The organism is Lacipirellulaceae bacterium (assembly GCA_040218535.1).
Taxonomy (GTDB): Bacteria; Planctomycetota; Planctomycetia; order Pirellulales; family Lacipirellulaceae; genus Adhaeretor.
The window spans coordinates 2033448-2049462 of the sequence record JAVJRG010000005.1; the positions used below are offsets into that span (position 1 = coordinate 2033448).

The following is a 16015-nucleotide window of genomic DNA, read 5'->3' on the forward strand; positions in this document are numbered from 1 at the left end:
CCCTGAATATCGGCATGATCGGCTACGGCTTCATGGGTCGTGCGCACACCAATGCTTACAAGCGGGTAAGCGATTTCTTTCCCGACCTAAAGCTACGCCCCGTTCTGCGCGCAGCATGTGGTCGCGATAAAGAACAAGTAGAGGCTTTCGCTCAACAATGGGGCTACGAGTCGTCTGAAACGGACTGGCGGAAGCTACTGGATCGAGACGACATCGACGCCGTCGATGTGTGTGTGCCGAACAACCTCCACAAAGAGATTGCCGTCGCCGCAGCACAGGCAGGAAAGATGGTGCTCTGCGAAAAACCCTTGGCCATGAACGCCGAGGAAGGCGAAGCGATGTGCCAAGCCGTGGAGGAAGCAGGCGTCGCCAACATGGTTTGGTACAACTATCGACGAATTCCCGCGGTCACGCTTGCGAAACAGTTGATCGATGAAGGGCGACTAGGTCGAATTTTCCACTTCCGTGCCAATTTCCTACAGGACTGGACGATCTCCAGTGAAGTGCCACAGGGAGGGGCCGGCACCTGGCGGCTGGATTCGTCAGCGGCGGGCTCTGGGGTGACCGGCGATCTGCTAGCCCACTGCATCGACACCGCCATTTGGCTTAACGGGCAGATCACTGATGTCAGTGCCATGACCAAGACCTTCGTGACCCAGCGCGTGCATGCCGAAACAAAGGAGATTCAGGAAGTTGGAATCGACGATGCTTGCGCTTTCTTATGCTACTTCGACAACGGTTCGTTGGGCGTCTTTGAGTCCACGCGCTATGCTCGTGGGCACAAAGCGCTCTTCACTTTCGAGATCAACGGCGAGCATGGCTCTCTGCGTTGGGACTTGCACGATCTGAATCGCCTGGAGTTCTTTGACTACAACGACGACTCCCAAGTGCGTGCCTGGCGGTCGATTCACGTGACGGAGGGAGAAATGCCTTACATGAACCGTTGGTGGGTACCCGGACTGAGCATCGGCTACGAGCACAGCTTCGTACACCAAGTCGCTGACTTTCTCCACGGACTAGAAAAGCAGCAGCCTTGCCAGCCAGACTTTCGCAGTGCTTTAGATACGCAAGCTGTTTGTGATGCGGTCTTGAAATCCGACGACGAGGGGAAGTGGACTCAAGTCTAGTCTGCGTGTCTAGCCGTTAAGGAAGAAATTACGCTTGGCTCTCGCCAAGTGTGTTGTGCTCGAGCGCAGGAGGGCCTAATCGATGGCAGTTACGAATCGTCGCATTAAGCAATCGATTGTTCACTGGTGCTTGGAATCGAGTAGCGAAAACTGGGGAGTTGAAGAGACTTGCCAACTGGCGAAGTCGCTCGGTTGCCAAGCGGTCGAGATCGTCGCCCCAGAAGATTGGGGCATTCTGAAGCGTTACGATTTAATCTGTGCCATGACTTTGATCGGCATGCCCGGCATGCCTTTTGTCAAAGGTTATAACAATCGCCTCTATCACGAGGAGCTAATCTACCGCTCGAAAAGTACGATCGATGCGTGCCGGCAAGCGGGTTTCCCGAACATTATCGCGTTTACCGGCTTCAAATGGCGCGATGCTGAAGATCCTACAAGCGGTGAAATCTCGCTCGAAGAGGGGGCCGATAACTGCGTCGCAGGATTGAAAGAACTCGCTTCTTACGCTGAATCGCAAGGCGTGACAGTCTGTGTTGAGCATCTAAGCACACGTGACGAGAGTCATCCGATGAAAGGGCATCCAGGATATCAGGGCGATGACATTGACTATGTGGCTTCGATTATTCGCCGAGTCGGATCCCCTCGAATCAAGGTGTTATTCGACGCTTACCATGTTCAAATCATGCATGGCGACATTCTGCGACGCTTGGAAGAGAACGCAGAACTCCTTGGTCATGTGCATGTCGCAGGAGTCCCTGGACGAAATGAAATTAACGAAAATCAGGAAATCAACTACCCGGCTGTCATGCGGAAGCTATTAGAACTCGATTATCAAGGTTTTGTCGGCCAGGAGTTCATCCCTTCAGGCGATCCGGTCGAGAGTTTCCGAGAGGCTGTGAGTCTGTGCGATGTCTGACGATGGCTCTCAATGGCTCTCAACGAGACAGTCTTGTCTTAAGAGCTGACTTTTTAGCGGTAGAGTTCTCCTTGGATACCGCATCGACGGTACGCTCGCGAACCTGATACCAATCGTCGAGCAGACCACGAAGTTTCGTGACTTTCGCCGGGTGCTTCGTCGCTAAGTTCTCCTGTTCTGTCGGGTCTGCCTGCAAATCGAACAGTTGAGGCTCGCCGCTCTTGGCGGGAAATTTCCTTCGCCCATTCTGTCCATCGTAAGTGAGCAAAAGCTTGTCGTGACCGCGGATGACCCAGCGGTGCAACAGAGAGGCTTCTGGATTTTCGAGATCCGCAACGTCATGCGAGAACGTCTCGCCATAGATCACATCACGCTCAATCGCTTGACCGCTTTCAAGATGGGGCAACAGATTCATCCCCGGCATCGACTCAGGGATCTCTACGCCGACCGCGGCAAGGATAGTTGGCACAATATCTATGCTGCTGCAGAGTTCTTCGCGGTCCGCCGGTTGAAATTGCTGCGGCCAGCGGAACATGATCGGCGTCCGCACGCCACCCTCGTAGGGGCTTTGTTTCGAGCGTGCGGCATAGCGATTGAGGGTTGGACCTTGAATCCATCCGTTGTCGGTGACGTAGATCACTAGCGTGTTCTCAGCGAGGCCCCTTTCTTCAAGCCGCGTGAGCAGTTGCCCGCAGGTTTCGTCGAACCACTGGCACATCGCGTAGTAGGCGGCCACTGAATCGAGCCGGCCTTCTTTCTTGTACTTCTTCAGTAGTCTCTCAGGCGGATTATGGGGAGCATGCGGCAGAAAAGGGGCATACCAGAGAAAGAATGGCTTTTCGGCAGCGGTTGCTGTGTCGAGGAATTCGTAGATCGGCTCCATACCTTCCCTGCCGATCTTGAGTCCATCATCCCCGTGACGCCCGCCTCGCTCTGGAAAGCCGCGGGTCATGCCATGGGTGAATCCGCCCCGCTTGTAGTTGCCTTCCCACCACTTGCCACATTGAAAACTTAGGTACCCTTGCTCCGCCAGCACCTTAGGTAACACAGGGTGCTTGTCGATGTTCGAGATCAACATCTCGCGTGGATGGACCTTCGTTCGTTGCTGATGCGCACGGTTCGCTGCCGTGTCGGCCGGATCGTTGCCCGTGACGCCGTGTTGATGGGCGTAGAGCCCGGTCACCAGAGTCATTAAAGAGGGTCGGCAGAGGGCCGTTGGCACGTAGCCGCGTCGAAACGTTACGCTTTCACGCGCTAGCTGATCGAGGTGCGGGGTCTCGATGGCTTCGTGCCCCATAAAGCCATAGTCCGTCCACGCCTGATCGTCGGACAGAATGAGCACAACATTGGGCGGTGGATCGCTCTCCTGAGTGACCTTTGGTGTCTCGTTCGATTCCTGGTTACGCTCGCCGCGTAATTCCTTGATGCGAATATTCCTCCAGAGGACAGTGCCTTTAGCACCCTTATGGATTTGCAGCCCAAAGAAGCCCTTGGGGTAATCCCCTTTGTCAACCCAGTGAGCTGCCGGCACTCCGTTGATCCAGGTCTTGACCACGTTGCCTTTCGCAGAAATGGTGATCCGGTTCCAGCCGTCCTTCTTTTGTGCCGCACGAGCCTTCTTATGTTCCTTCAGCCACAACGGATAGAAGTAACCGCCGCAACTTTGGCCATAGATCCCACCTGACCAGTCTCGGTCCTTGGAGAACTCTTCCATCTCCGCCTGAGGACCATAGACGATCTCCTGATTCTTTTTGTCTTGCTTCGATCGGGCGCGAAACATCACGCCGCTGTTCCCTTCAACCTCCCACTTCATATCACAGGTGAAAATGAAGTCCGTGAAGTCGGCGCGTTCGGTGCATAGATAGGTGCTTTCCGAGCCCCGAACACAGGTGCCGACAAGCAGTCCGTCCCGGACTTCAAACTTGCACTTCCCGCCTCGTGGCGTCCAGCCGTCGAGTGTCTTACCGTCGAATAGTGTAGCGAACCCGTCAGACAGTGCCGGTTCGGCATCGGTATTGAGCAGCATATCCTCCGGCTTGGGGGCATTGGGCTGTTTACTGTAGCGCGGATACCACTGTTGTTGCTGTGGGTCGAATTCCCCGGCTTGGAGGGGACCGCTCAAGCAGCAGCCGAGTAGGAACAAAAGCGTTGAGCTCAGAAGTCGTTTCATTATTATCGTTCTTCCGTCAATTGGGTCATTTTGTTTGGCGAACATGGTTGGGAATCGCATCGCTCAGTTTTTCTATCACATCGCGGTGGCGCTCATCATCGGCAAGATTTCGCCATTCCTGCGGATCACTTCGGTGATCGTACAGTTCGCTGGAACCATCCGAATACTCAATAAGCCTCCAGTGCCTACTGCGGACGGAGTAGATTCCTTTCTTCACGGTCGATAGGACTACGCGATTGGTCTTCGCTTGGGGACGTTTTAACTGGGGAAGCAGGGATTCGCCATCTAGTTCGGACTTAGCCGGAAGGCTACACATTTCAATCAAAGTTGGATAAAGATCGATCAGTCCCACGGGCTCATCACAACGACTTCCCGTTTTGCAGCCATCGCTTTTCGACTTGGCGGATATGATCATCAGAGGAACTCGCGTCGAGCGTTCCCAGCCGGTCGTTTTGCCCCAGTGCTCTTTCTCCCCAAGATGCCAGCCGTGGTCGCTCCAGAGAATCACAATGGTGTTCTCTGCATGCGGTCCCTCATCGAGCGCCTTCAGCAAACGGCCAACTTGCTCGTCAACAAACGTAACACAAGCCAAGTAGGCAGCGACAGCATTCCTCCACTGGTCGTGTTGAAGTACGCTCTTGTGCAACCCGGCCGTTTGAATGGAGTGAGATAACTCAATCGCTTCGGAGCCTAAGTCGTTTAGATCGTCGGAAGGCACCTCGGGGACGACCGTGGACTCAGCGGGGTAAAGATCGAAGTACTTTTGCGGCGCGTACAAGGGAATGTGCGGTCGGTAAAACCCCACCGCCAGAAAGAATGGCGCATCCGAGGTTGGGTCTTCAACTAAACGCTCCGCCGCCCAACGGGCGACCTTGCCGTCACCCATTTCGTCACTGGAAACGGGAACAGCCCCCCAGTCAAACGAGCTGAACCGACCGGGCTGGAGTTGCTGCCGATCGTTCGGCATCTCGTTCAGAGGACGCAGGGGAAAGCGAGGCATTTCAACATTATCTTGCGGATACTTGTCCGCGTATGGGCTCCAGCGTTGCTCCGTGAAGAAAGACTCGTCGTACAAATCTTTGAATTTACGATGCATTAACTTCCCGGTGCCCAGAGTCCGATACCCGTGATTCTTAAAATACTGTGGCAAAAGTACTAAATCAGGCTTCAGCTTGCGAATCTGCTGTTGATTGTTGAACACGCCCGAGTGGAATGGCTGCATTCCAGAAAAAATCGCCGCTCTCGAAGGTCCGCAAAGCGGCGCGGCACAGTGAGCGTTGGAGAAGACTACCCCCCGCTTCGCCAAACGATCCATATTTGGAGTTTGGACTTGAGGGTGGCCATCAAGGAACCCGACCCAATCATTCAAGTCGTCAACGGCGATGAACAGAACATTAGGACGAGCGCATGCCGAAGTGAACCAAGTGAAAGTGAGTGCGCAGAAGAGCAACAAGAGAGTGCAAGCGACTCGAGATTCTCTCCACAACTTCATAATTTGATTCCGCAAGTCGGCAGCGATTCTAGGGAAAGCCTGCCAATAACACGTTCCGAATCGAGTATTCTGGACAGCAACTGTAGCGCCTGTAACTAGCTCAGCTCATGCTATCCGCAATGATTCTTGCATAATTGCTGTCCGTTGACGTTACCTCATTTTCTCGAAAAGAACCGTGAATTCTTTGAGGATAGTTTGTCCATTAGTCCTCGGTAGTGTCGTATTCTCGGGGGTATTCTTGTTCGTCGGTCAGGTTGCCCCTCTTTTTCCCTAGTCGGTCCCGCCCCTGAGGCCCGTAGAGCAGCTGAAGTCAGAGACAAGTCAATCTATGAAGAAGATTCCCTTTGCAAGCCTTCTTTCTGTCTTGCTGGCAGTATCAAGACTAACGCATCCTCAATGCCACGCTGAGCCGACTGAACCTCTCAGCCAACGCCCAAACATTCTGTTCCTCTTCACAGACGACCAGCCGGCGAATTGCACGGGCTACTCGGGCAACCAAGCGATTCAGACTCCTAACTTAGATACGCTTGCGCGTCGCGGGACGGTGTTCAACAACGCTTTCGTGACGACTGCGATTTGTTGCAGCAATCGCGCATGCCTGATGACAGGTCAGCCAATGCATCGTCATGGCATCAAAGATTTTCGCGCGCCGCTCTCGAAGGAGGCGTTTGCCAATACCTATCCAGCACTACTGCGAAGAGCCGGCTATCGAACTGGCTACCTAGGAAAATACGCCATCGGAAATCCCAACATGCATCCCGAGGAGGCCTTACCAAAGTCTGAGTTCGACACCTGGTATGGATTTCCGCAGAGTATTTCATTCAAGCAATCGGTCAACGGCGAACCCCGATACCTCACAAGCGTGATGACCGAGAAGGCGATTGATTTCTTTGAGGAGGAAGACGACAGACCGTTCTGCCTAACGGTCGCCTTCAAGGAGCCTCATGGCCCGTTCAGTTATTTCGATCCAAACGTTGAGGACCCCTACGAGAATGTGGAGCTACCACCATCGCCAACATTCACGAGAGAGGATTTCCAAAAACAACCTCCATTCATTCGCAATTCGCTAAACGCATCAAGCAGTAGCGAGTTCCTTGCGAACCGAGATCGCCATCAGCAGTATTTGCGCACGTTTTACCGGACCGTTACCCGTGCCGATCAAGCCGTGGGAGAAATCCTTGCCGCGCTCAAGCGTTTAGGATTAGACAAAAACACTGTGGTCATCTTCTCTTCCGACCACGGGGACCACCTGGGCGATCATGGGTTGACTGGCAAGTGGCTGATGTACGAGAGCAGCATTCGCGTACCTCTGATTATCTACGACCCTCGTCCCAAGCAACAATCGTCTGCACAACGAGACGAACTCGTTCTCAGCCTAGACATTCCAGCGACCATTATTTCCCTTGCTGGACTGACCGTCCCAGAAACGATGGAAGGACGAAGCCTGCTGCCGCTGCTGCACGGTAAAAAACCAGAGTGGCGATCTCACTTCTATTACGAACATACTTACACGCCAGAAGACAAGAAACGTCTGCCAATTCCACGGACCGAAGGCATTCGCACGGAACGCTGGAAGTACGTCCGCTACCCCGAGCAGAGCCCGGTGTTCGAGCAATTGTTTGACCTTGATGCCGATCCGCTTGAGCAACACAACCTCATTGCGAGTAAGCAGTGGCAGGAAATGGCAGATCGATTACGACGACTATGTGACGCCGAGGCGCCGCGACCATAATCATTCAGTTTCGGAAAACTCATGATAACCAACGAACCGCAAAGTATCAGATTAAATGTCAGCTGCGTTTGCAGGCTAGTGGTCCGTTCGTTTTTCATGGGAATGTGTCTAGCTGCAATGGCATGCGCGCTATGTGACATAGACGCGCGAGCAGACGAGGGAACGCGAAAACCGAACATCATCTTCATCCTCGCCGACGACCTCGGCTTCAACCAGCTTGGTTGCTACGGAAACACTCCCATCAAGACGCCGAATCTTGATCGGCTAGCGAGCCAAGGGATTCGATTCACCCAGGCTTATTCAGGCAACACGGTCTGCTCCCCATCGCGTGTGTCGCTGTTCACGGGCCGCGACGGCCGTCTAATGGAGAACAACTCTAATACGGTTCAGCTTCGCGAGATCGATGTCACGATGGCTCATGTTCTGAAGCATGCGGGCTACGATACGGCACTGTTTGGCAAGTACTCAATCGGTTCACAGATGGGCGTAACCGACCCACTTGCGATGGGATTCGACACCTGGTTTGGCATGTATTCGATTCTCGAAGGCCATCGTCAGTATCCTCATATCCTATGGCGTGACGGCAAGAAACTGCGAATCACAGCGAACGAAGGCGGCAAAAAAGGTGCCTACGCTCAAGAGTTGTTCACCAGAGAAGCAATCAACTACATCAACGAGCCGCACGACAACCCTTTCTTCGTAATGCTCGCATACTCATCACCCCATGCTGAGTTGGCAGCCCCGCAGAAATACGTTGACGGCTACAAGGACCAGTTTCAGGAGATACCTTACACTGGCATGTCGGGCGGCAAGCCAAGCGACAAGTACGCATGGTACTACCCGGAACCAGTCGAGCGGCCCAAGGCAACGCTTGCTGGTATGGTGACGTCCTTGGATGACTACGTAGGTCAGATCGTTGCAGCACTAGAGGAACAGGGGATCTTGGACGAAACGTTGATTTTCTTTACTTCTGATAATGGACCTCACGATGAAGGTGGTGGGGACCCCGTATTCTTCGAAGCGTCGAAGCCGTATCGGGGAATGAAGCGCGACGTCTACGACGGCGGAATCCACGTCCCAATGATTGTTCATTGGCCGCAGTCGATCACTCAGGCAAGAGTCGATGACACTCCTTGGGCATTTGCCGATGTTCTGCCAACACTTGCAGAGGTTGCCGGGGTTTCACTAGAAACTGTGCCGCGTGTGAGAACCAATGGCGTTTCGATCCGTGGCGTTCTGAAGGATGATCCAGCACCAATCCCAGAGCGCACACTCTACTGGGAGTTCGGCAAGCAGGCCGGAGACCCGAACTCAGGCGTCGTAGGCGAGGTCTTCCAAGCAGCCCGACGCGGCAAGTGGAAGGCCGTGAAATACGGCAAAGACGCTGCTGTGGAGTTGTACGACATTGTGACCGATCCAGGTGAAACCAAAGAGCTGTCTAAGCAGTACCCAGATGTACACAGCAGCTTTGTGCAACTACTAGAAAAGCATCGAGATTAAGAATCGTCAGTTGCATGGAAGTATCCGAGTACTATCCCGAAGGGATTGCATCCTAGAGCCCAGGGTCAGTCAATAGCGAGCCCCAGCGAGCTGTTGACCTACCCTGGGTAAGTAGAAGCCATAAGAATCGACCGAGAAGTAAGTTATGAGTACCGAAAAGCTTAATCGAGGTCGAAATGGGTCAGATTAGAGCGTTCATGCCAATTCACGTCTGGAGTTTGACACTAATAGTCGGCTTTTGGTTGCAGTTCGCAGAGTTCGCACTTGCGGAAGGAACCCTCGAGCTGATCGGCGAATCAACCGTCGATGCGCAGACCCTCACATTCGCGGAAGGCCCAGCCGCCCGATTCTCCGGCACCGCCAACGGTCGGACGCATCAGCAAACTCCACTCACAACTTTTCGCGGCTATCAGTACGTCACCTACTTCGATGATGAAAGACGTGTTTGCCTTGGCCGTCGAAAGCTACCCAAAGGCAATTGGGAGATCATTCAGTTTGAGGATCATCGTTTTGAATCCAACGACTCACACAATACTGCCGTTATCGGGATTTGCGAGCGAGATGGCACCATTCACATGGCCTTCGATCATCACGCGTCACCACTGAACTACCGTGTCTCGAAACTTGGGGCCGCCCACAATCCAGAAACTACCGATTGGACTGTCGACCTGTTTGGACCCGTCTTGCACACGCTCGGGAGTGTGAAACCCGCCGAGCGGGTGACTTATCCAAGATTTTTTCGCACGCCGGATGGCAACCTGATGCTTTATTACCGAGCCGTCACTTCGGGCAACGGCGACGGCATGATCGAGGAGTACGATGGCGAGAAGCATGACTGGACGCCCGGCCTTGGACGATTCATCGCACGGGACATCGGTACCTACACTGCCGGCGATGAAACGAGCACCGCTCGCTGCCCTTACATAAACTCCTTGTCCTATGCAGGCCAGCGGCTTCATGCCTCCTGGGTTTGGCGTGATCTCTTCGAGCGGACCCATCCGCGAAATCAGCACGATATCTGCTACATCTACAGCGACGACCACGGCCGCACATGGCACAACTCCGCGGGTGAGCTAATCGGCAGAATCGGTGATCGTCCCGTGCATCTGAATTCTCCAGGTCTTGTAGTTGTGCCCATCCCGCGGGGTTCCGGCCTGGCCAATTCGAACACGCACTATGCTTATCCAGACGGAAGCGTCCACATCGTCTTGCGTCATCGCGCTGCAGGCACCCTGGACGGTAGCTACCACCACTACTGGCGAAGCGCCACAGGAGTTTGGTCCGGAAAACAACTTTCGTTCACAGGAGATCGCCCCAAGTTGGTGGGGGCGAAGGATGGCTCACTGGTTCTCACCTACACCGATGAGAATCAGTTGCTACTCGCCAGGGGCACCCCATCAACTGAGAAGGACAATTGGACGTGGACAGCCATTGATCTCCCACAACATCAATCCTGCTACGGCGATGCCGTCTTGGATTATGATCGCTGGCAAGAAGAGGGATTCCTCTCGCTTTATATCCAGGAAGAACCCGACAGACTCATCAGAACGAAAACCTCAGAGCCCGTTGATGGCTTCCCTGCGCCACTTAGGGTGATCGATTACCGACTGAAAGATTAACGACGAGCTTTTCGGCAAGAGGCGAGTAGCAAAACTAGCCCACCTGCCAAGACGACTGTCGTGGGCTCAGGAATCGCTGCGGCTGCAGAAACCACCGAGGCTGACGAACCATAGTTGCCTTCCCACGCGGTTAATCCGCCTGGCGTCGTCTCGCTGCTTTGCCATTGCAGGAGATCAGAACCATCGACGTAGCCATCGTTGTCAAAGTCGCCAGGGAGTGAATCGAACGTGCCCGTGACGGCAATGTTATCAACCCAAAGGTCATGGCCCCCCGACCCATCTCCCGCACCGCCGGAGAACGTTAATAGAAAATCGACACTGCCTCCAGCTTCAAGGGTGCTGTCCGCAAGGTCGGCAAGGGAGTGATCGATATCGTCGTGAGCACTATTATCCCAGGCACCAGAGACGGTCGTAATTTCGTCTGCAGCCGAAGTGTAAATCACGCCGTTGGTGATGTCCCCCGAGGCCACACTCAACTCGTACGTTCGAGCAGCATTCGGTCGAAAGGCGTATGCGTCGAAATGAAAGCTGTCTAGTTCGATGTCTGTAGAACTCGTATTCGTGAGCGTGAAGGTGATCGTCCCGCCGGTTGTCGCGTTGGAGAGTTCGAGGTTTTGATTGTTCGTGTCAGCGACCGAGGTGTCCGCTGTTGGCGGTCCAGCAAAACTTCCCCAATCACCGTCGGCACTGGCACCACGCTCGTCGGTTGTGTGCCAGGAAATCCCTTCGGAAGTTGAAACAAACGAAGCCGTAATGCCTGCTGCCGTCTGCGAAGCGCCTACCGGCGATGAGCCCCCACCGCTGAACGTATCCCAGCCAGCCAACAGCGTACCCGGCATCGGCTGCGGACCATCGGGAATGGGGATCCCTGAATCCACGGTCGCATGGCTCACAAAAATCATCGCTTCGCTGGTGACCTCTTGGGCTCCGACGTAGATCCCCCAGCGGAAGCGTGTGTCAGAATTGTCCCCAGGATCCGCGTTACGAACATATTGGCCGGCAGCGAACGGTTCGGATTGGTCGCCAAAGTAAACTTCGTAGTCGAGGCCGTTATCGCGAACTCGCACATCAAAGGGCTGACCGATGGCGTTATCCACTAGCCGCTGCGTTTTGGGCTGCCCAGGCAACGGACGTCGATGGGTGACGTCGACGCTTCCGTCCGCGTTCATGTTCAGATGCACGGACCAAGCCTCGTCGTCGTTATCCTTCGCCTGAAAGATTGCTGCATTGATAGGCTTAATGATCGTGTAACGCGCAACCCAATCGTGCCATTCTCCGTCGCTCACATTCCAATTCGTGTTGGCATCGAAAGCTTCGACACGAGCCGCTAGAGGCCGACTATTACGGACGTTCTCCTCGCCAGGGAACAATCGAAAAATTTGTGTGGCCCCATCGGTCTGATACCAACGGCTCCAGTTTCCGAAAGTGCTCTCACTGAGCGAACTATTGGCGAGCGTGTGTAAGCGGAGATTGCTCTGCACACCCAACGAACCGTAGAGACCACCTTCCACCAACGCATTGTTCACGTCGATCGTGGTACCCGCGTAGCCATTGGTAATGTCATCGCGAATGTCTTCAAAGGGCGGGTTGACCCCCGGCCCTTCGGTGTAGAGCAAACTCTGGCCGAAGCTGTTTGCACTGACTGCAAGCAGAATCCAGCTTACACAGGCAAGTAGTGGTAGTTTCAATCTTGAATGGTCTGTCATTGGTATTCGCCTCTCGCTACATCCAATTTAGCAGCTTTTGTTGACTTGCAGGTGGTCTCTGTTCCGCAGAGATGACTTGATTTAACGATATGAAATCACTTCGCCCCCGCCACGGCTCGCGAAAGCATAAAGGGTTGGGAGATCAGCACTGTCCTGGATGAACTGAACAGAGCCATCCGCCATGGCAAAGTGGCAACCTCCCGGATGTTCCGAACCAAACCCAACATCGTTCCGTTGTACTTCAGATACGGTCGCACTATTGAGTGGGTAAGTGAGATTATGGGCTGTGTAGAACCACGTCGTGGCTGCACCAATCCACCACGGACGCGTACCTTGCTGTTCAGGTAAGCCGAATGCCGATTCACCGATGATGAACGTGTTGCTTGCTCCATCGGTGATCTGCCGGAACTCCGTTTCACCGCGGAAGGTAATGACACCATTGATCGCTAGCTTTCCCTCTCCTCCAGAATGGCACCGACCGTTACCCGAGTTATTCTCTTGCATGGGGTAAGGGCTATTCTCATTGATCCGATTCCCGGCACCGCAACCAGGGATCAGGTCGGTCCCCGCATACTCATCAAGGTTCGCCCCCAGCACCGCGCAGTAGGCAGTCGCCAATGCATTGTCCTCAACGGTTGCACTACTTCCAAAGTTGCCGATGTTGACCGGTTGCGTCTCGGAGAAGGAGGGGCATTTGAATTCGTAGATCGGGGTACTATCCAAAAAGTCACGGACATCTTGCGGTTGCCGGTCGTACGGCAGTTCTGGTACCAAAAGATTCCTGAGAGATTCCTGCTCAACGTACGGGGTCAGGTAAGCCAGATATCCCCAGTTTCCCACGTCCCAAGAATTGTTTTTGACTTGCTTTGGCGACAACTTACCGCTTGCAGGTGGGAACTGCCCACGGGCGGCAACATAATTCTGACAGGCAAGGCCAAGCTGGCGCAGCCGGTTCTGGCACTGGCTGCGTCTAGCGGCCTCGCGAGCTGCCTGAACCGCCGGTAGAAGCAGCCCAACCAAAACGCCAATAATCGCAATCACAACAAGAAGCTCGACTAGCGTAAAACCGTTCGTGCGTGCTGGCTTCTTGAAAGCAGAGGACGCTACATCCCTCTCCGCGAATCGATCCTGATTTCTCAGTAGAGACGCGATCGAGGTCGGCTTCGAGGGTGCCTGAGCAGGGCCCATCATGTGAAAAGTCCTTTCTAGTCTGCCTGAGTTTTTCGCTTCCGTCTCGACCAAGAGTGGCTCCGACGACGTTAGGAAGCTAAATCCGCTTTCTCTCAGCGAAAAAGGTTTAATGCGGGCTGTCCGGAAGCCAGAAATACGGCCTTTTCAAAAATCCCTACAAATACACGCCAAGATGCCCCGGAAATGGACAGGAAAAGCAGCATTTTCGAATTTTTTAGGGAGAATCGTAGATCTCAGGGGTTAAGACAATCTCCAGGTAATTGCTCGCGATTTCCGCCTAGTCGGGCTCCTTGGAATGCCGATGCTTACAACGAAAATTTCCCATATTATGTGGTTTGCATGTCCAAATCCCCGTTGCTGGGGCGTAACCTTACATGCCGCAACATTCCCCAGAAAAACCGGGTCCGCCGACAGACCCCATGAAGTACGAGCTTTTCGTTAAGCATCTGCTTGAGCATGAGCCAGGCGTACGCGCTTTCTTGCGGGGTTTGCTCCCAACTTGGCAGGACGTTGAAGAAGTGACTCAGGAAGCAAGCTTGGTCGCGTGGCGAAAGTTCTCAGATTTCCAGGAAGGCACCTCGTTCGGTGGCTGGTTCCTGACGATCGCTCGTTACGAGGCCATGAGCTATCGTCGGAAACTTGCACGCACTCCATTGGTGTTTTCCGATGATGTCTGGGACCTACTGGCCGCCGAAGGGGCCAAAGAAGAGCGTGGGGAAATGCGTCGGCAATACCTCGAAGAGTGCCTACAGAAGTTGGACGCTGCCGGTCGTGAAATCCTCTTGAAGGTCTATTCGCCGGGAGTCCTAATCCGTGAAGTGGCCAAACAATCGGGCAAGAGCGAACAGGCTTTTTACAAAGTGGTACAACGGCTCAGGTCAGCACTCCTGAAGTGTGTTTCGAAAGCCATGGCCAAGGAGGGCGTGTAATGTCTGAAAAGGACTTTGACCAACTGGTAGCTGCCTGGCTCGATGGCCGTCTTAGCGAGCAAGATTCGCTCGTACTGCAAACAGAATTGCGCTCTTCAGCATCGGCTCGCACGAAATTTCGCAAATACGCCCAACTCGATGTGGCTCTCCATGAGTTCGCTGACACCAGTGGCCTCCTTACACCTGAACAACTTGTCGCCAGTGCCTTAGGCGGCTCCAACGCTGAACAAGGGAAAGTTGCATTAGCGTCCGCTGGATCGACTCATAAACTCACAAGCCTACTTGGTTGGTTTCCCGCCTTGAGTGTTGGTATCGCAGCGACCATGCTACTCGCGGTGACGTATCTTTACACTCGGGATTCCTCAGCGGATCGACTCGGCAATCCGGATCGAAGCGAGACGGTAGCCAACGCTGGTTCGGAAGGCGACTCGCAGGAGCACGGCAAGTCCAGTGAGCGATCGGTACGAAGGCCGCCAGCCCCTGTTGCCACTTTGGCGGCTGCCAAGGAAGCTGTTTGGGAGGATTCGCAACTCGAGATCGGCCAAGCCCTCTATGAAAGTGAAACCGTCAATCTCAAGTCCGGCGACGCGCGGATAAGTGTCGGTTTTGGCGCTGAAATCGTCGCCGAAGCGCCTTGCTCACTTACCTTTCTGGCGAACGACCGCGTCCGCCTAAACCATGGCGAAGTCGCCGTCGATGTCGCTTCATGGGCTAAAGGTTTCACGATCGTCACCGAAGAAATGGACATCGTGGACCTCGGGACAACATTCACCGTTTCAGCTTCCCCTGGAGTGCGTTCCGAAACGACAGTCCTTAAAGGTTTGGTCCGGGTTCACCCCACAAAGTCTCAAGAGAAACAGCGTAGGGGGCTGCTCGTCACCGAGGGACAACAAGTTTCCGTTGATGGGAACGGACTTCTCAAGAATGCACAGCCAGAGGCTGCTCAGCAGCGACTCGCCGATTTAGACTTCGGCGTTTCGCAACCGTATCGACCTGTCAAACTCAACAACACAGGCATAGGGCTTGCGGTCGGCGATGAAGACCAACACTGGCGAGTCGTCGCTGGTCCAGACGGCGCATTCCAAGGTGAAGAGTTCGCCACCGTTTGTGTCCCGCACGAACGTTACTTGGAAAACGATCCTAGCGCATCTCAGTGGATTTCCATTGCCGACTGGACAACGGCACCGGCGAATTCCGTCTACACGTTCCAAACCGAGTTTGACTTGGAGGGCTATGACCTTTCCACCATGCAGCTCTTCGGTCGATTCTTAGCGGATAACGGTATTGCTGCTGTCCGCGTTAATGGCCAGTCAGTCAAAGTTCAATCATGGGTCGACAACATTAAGTATCAGCCGTTTGGCCACACTCAGTTTCGCTTCGTCAATGTCACTGAGGGGCTCGTCAAAGGCAGGAATGTTATCGAAGTCGATGTGCGGAATGGAATGCAACGAGTTTGGAAGCATGGAGCGGCAGTGCTCAGCGTGATCCCCAACCCGATGGCACTGAGAGTTGAGTGGTATGCCTTCGGAAGGCAACATAACTTCAACGATGCTGCCTACGATTCCGACCTTTTCGACGGATCAACCTGGCCCGCGATCTCCTTCGCTCTTGACCTTCCAAGGCAGTAGGACCA

The 16015-nt window shown here is 54.1% G+C and carries 11 protein-coding genes; 7 read left to right on the forward strand and 4 right to left on the reverse strand.

Annotation, left to right across the window (positions count from 1 at the left end; translation table 11 throughout):
• Positions 1 to 14 precede the first annotated feature (14 nt).
• Both RIB44_08300 and RIB44_08305 read left to right on the forward strand, forming a co-directional pair.
• Positions 15 to 1127, forward strand: a complete 1113-nt coding sequence (locus RIB44_08300; GenBank protein ID MEQ8616580.1) for a Gfo/Idh/MocA family oxidoreductase — start codon at positions 15 to 17, stop codon at positions 1125 to 1127.
• Between the two features lie 82 nt (positions 1128 to 1209).
• Entirely contained in the window at positions 1210 to 2043 is an 834-nt protein-coding gene (locus RIB44_08305) for a TIM barrel protein (protein ID MEQ8616581.1), read from the forward strand.
• Between the two features lie 19 nt (positions 2044 to 2062).
• Here RIB44_08305 and RIB44_08310 read toward each other — a convergent pair whose 3' ends face one another.
• A complete protein-coding gene (locus RIB44_08310) occupies positions 2063 to 4213 on the reverse strand; it encodes a sulfatase-like hydrolase/transferase (protein MEQ8616582.1) in 2151 nt (716 codons plus the stop codon).
• A gap of 25 nt (positions 4214 to 4238) precedes the next feature.
• Entirely contained in the window at positions 4239 to 5705 is a 1467-nt protein-coding gene (locus RIB44_08315; GenBank protein MEQ8616583.1) for a sulfatase, read from the reverse strand.
• Positions 5706 to 6033: 328 nt separating this feature from the next.
• Between RIB44_08315 and RIB44_08320 the strand changes: the two genes are divergently transcribed.
• The 3 genes from RIB44_08320 to RIB44_08330 all read left to right on the forward strand — a co-directional run bounded on the left by RIB44_08320 (position 6034) and on the right by RIB44_08330 (position 10556).
• Complete coding sequence (locus tag RIB44_08320; GenBank protein ID MEQ8616584.1) at positions 6034 to 7437, forward strand: sulfatase; 1404 nt, start codon at positions 6034 to 6036, stop codon at positions 7435 to 7437.
• Positions 7438 to 7554: 117 nt separating this feature from the next.
• The gene (locus tag RIB44_08325) at positions 7555 to 8937 is read left to right on the forward strand and encodes a sulfatase-like hydrolase/transferase (protein ID MEQ8616585.1); all 1383 of its coding nucleotides are present in this window, start codon (positions 7555 to 7557) and stop codon (positions 8935 to 8937) included.
• Positions 8938 to 9134: 197 nt separating this feature from the next.
• Positions 9135 to 10556 carry a BNR repeat-containing protein gene (locus RIB44_08330; protein MEQ8616586.1) on the forward strand — a complete coding sequence of 474 codons (1422 nt, stop codon included), beginning with the start codon at positions 9135 to 9137 and terminating at the stop codon, positions 10554 to 10556.
• On the opposite strand, the gene RIB44_08335 is transcribed toward RIB44_08330, so the two are convergent.
• Both RIB44_08335 and RIB44_08340 read right to left on the reverse strand, forming a co-directional pair.
• The gene (locus RIB44_08335) at positions 10553 to 12262 is read right to left on the reverse strand and encodes a hypothetical protein (protein MEQ8616587.1); all 1710 of its coding nucleotides are present in this window, start codon (positions 12260 to 12262) and stop codon (positions 10553 to 10555) included. The genes RIB44_08330 and RIB44_08335 overlap by 4 nt on opposite strands.
• 81 nt (positions 12263 to 12343) lie before the next feature.
• Positions 12344 to 13453, reverse strand: a complete 1110-nt coding sequence (locus RIB44_08340; protein MEQ8616588.1) for a DUF1559 domain-containing protein — start codon at positions 13451 to 13453, stop codon at positions 12344 to 12346.
• A gap of 374 nt (positions 13454 to 13827) precedes the next feature.
• Between RIB44_08340 and RIB44_08345 the strand changes: the two genes are divergently transcribed.
• Positions 13828 to 14382 (forward strand): sigma-70 family RNA polymerase sigma factor, encoded by a 555-nt coding sequence (locus RIB44_08345; protein ID MEQ8616589.1) that lies wholly within the window; start codon positions 13828 to 13830, stop codon positions 14380 to 14382.
• A complete protein-coding gene (locus RIB44_08350; GenBank protein ID MEQ8616590.1) occupies positions 14382 to 16010 on the forward strand; it encodes a FecR domain-containing protein in 1629 nt (542 codons plus the stop codon). Before RIB44_08345 ends, RIB44_08350 begins: the two co-directional genes overlap by 1 nt.
• The last annotated feature ends 5 nt before the right edge of the window (positions 16011 to 16015 follow it).

Excerpts from the sequence above, each read along its gene's own strand:
- RIB44_08345 (MEQ8616589.1), top strand. The coding sequence starts at position 13,828 with ATGCCGCAACATTCCCCAGAAAAACCGGGTCCGCCGACAGACCCCATG.
- RIB44_08330 (MEQ8616586.1), top strand. The coding sequence starts at position 9,135 with ATGCCAATTCACGTCTGGAGTTTGACACTAATAGTCGGCTTTTGGTTG.
- RIB44_08320 (MEQ8616584.1), top strand. The coding sequence starts at position 6,034 with ATGAAGAAGATTCCCTTTGCAAGCCTTCTTTCTGTCTTGCTGGCAGTA.
- RIB44_08305 (MEQ8616581.1), top strand. The coding sequence starts at position 1,210 with ATGGCAGTTACGAATCGTCGCATTAAGCAATCGATTGTTCACTGGTGC.
- RIB44_08350 (MEQ8616590.1), top strand. The coding sequence starts at position 14,382 with ATGTCTGAAAAGGACTTTGACCAACTGGTAGCTGCCTGGCTCGATGGC.
- RIB44_08325 (MEQ8616585.1), top strand. The coding sequence starts at position 7,555 with ATGGCATGCGCGCTATGTGACATAGACGCGCGAGCAGACGAGGGAACG.
- RIB44_08310 (MEQ8616582.1), bottom strand. The coding sequence starts at position 4,213 with ATGAAACGACTTCTGAGCTCAACGCTTTTGTTCCTACTCGGCTGCTGC.
- RIB44_08335 (MEQ8616587.1), bottom strand. The coding sequence starts at position 12,262 with ATGACAGACCATTCAAGATTGAAACTACCACTACTTGCCTGTGTAAGC.
- RIB44_08340 (MEQ8616588.1), bottom strand. The coding sequence starts at position 13,453 with ATGATGGGCCCTGCTCAGGCACCCTCGAAGCCGACCTCGATCGCGTCT.
- RIB44_08300 (MEQ8616580.1), top strand. The coding sequence starts at position 15 with ATGATCGGCTACGGCTTCATGGGTCGTGCGCACACCAATGCTTACAAG.
- RIB44_08315 (MEQ8616583.1), bottom strand. The coding sequence starts at position 5,705 with ATGAAGTTGTGGAGAGAATCTCGAGTCGCTTGCACTCTCTTGTTGCTC.